The following is a 1,115-nucleotide window of genomic DNA, read 5'->3' as shown; positions in this document are numbered from 1 at the left end:
TCGCCCCCGACGCGGTCGCGGTCGGGGACGGCGGAGGCGTCGTCGCCGCCATGGCGAGGCCGATCGAGGGCGCCGAGCGGATCGCCGCCTACATGGTCGACGTCATCTCCCGCGCCCCCGGGATGGAGGTGGCGGAGGAGACCGTCAACGCCCAGCCCGGACTGGTGGCGCGCAACGAGGGCGGCATCGCGGCGGTCTTCGCCTTCGATGTCCAGGACGGCCTGATCAAGCACATCTGGTGCGTCCGCAACCCGGACAAGCTCCGCCCGTGGACTACCGGCTGACCCGCCGGCCGTCCGTCCGGCCGACCCGTGCGCCGTCCGTCCGGCCGTCCCGTGCGCCCTCCGTCCGGCCGTCCCGTGCGCCGTCCTCCGTGGCGAGCCGGCCGAAGCGCCGGGTCGCCCACAGGTAGGGGAGGCAGAGCAGCGCCAGCCCGGCGGCGACGGCCAGGGCCGTGGCCGCCCCGGCCGGCAGCAGGAGGCCGCCGAGTGCCGTGCCGAGGGCGATCCCGCCGTAGAGGGCGGCCGCGTTCAGGCCGATCACCACGGCGGTCTCGTCCGGCGCGGCGCTGATCAGGCGGACCTGCTGGGCCGGGGTCTGGAACCAGGTGGCGGCGCCCCAGGCGACCATCAGGACGGCGGTCAGCGGCAGCAGCCGGACGCCCGTGTGGGCGGCCAGCGCGAAGGCGGCCAAGGTGGCGGTGAGCACGGTGAACCCGACGGCCTGGACGCGCACGGGCCCGTGCCGGTCCACCTTCGCGCCCGAGAGCAGGTTCCCGAGAACGGCTCCCACGCCGTACAGGAACAGCAGCCACGCCTCCTGCGACGGGCCCGCGCCGAGCGCGCGCAGCACCGGCACCGCGAACGCGTACAGCCCGTACCCGGCGGCGATCCCGGCCACGGTCAGCGGGAGGACCGCCAGGACCCCCGGCTCGCGGAGGACGGCGAGCCGCTCGCGGAGCGGGACCGGCGGAGATCCGGGCAGCGCGGGCATGACCGCGAGGACGCCGATCGCGGCCACCGCGCAGAGCGCGGCGACCAGGCCGAGCGTCACGCGCCAGTCCAGGGCCCGCTCGGCGAGGTTGCCCAGCGGGACGCCGAGCGCGGTGGCCAGCG

At 76.9% G+C, this 1,115-nt stretch carries 1 protein-coding gene and 1 pseudogene; one reads left to right on the top strand and one right to left on the bottom strand.

What is annotated here, in order from left to right; all coding sequences use genetic code 11:
- Positions 1-284: pseudogene (locus tag AB0J52_RS41800) on the top strand (RNA polymerase subunit sigma-24); the annotation flags it as partial.
- Here the strand turns inward: AB0J52_RS41800 and AB0J52_RS41795 are convergent.
- The coding region (locus AB0J52_RS41795; protein ID WP_500188844.1) for an MFS transporter at positions 274-1,115 on the bottom strand (842 nt) is incomplete at its 5' end. The pseudogene AB0J52_RS41800 and the gene AB0J52_RS41795 sit on opposite strands and share 11 nt — an antisense overlap.

Origin of the sequence: Spirillospora sp. NPDC049652 (genome assembly GCF_040675125.1) — a bacterium.
Classification (GTDB): domain Bacteria; phylum Actinomycetota; class Actinomycetes; order Streptosporangiales; family Streptosporangiaceae; genus Spirillospora.
This window is presented reverse-complemented; position numbering and strand designations above follow the sequence as displayed.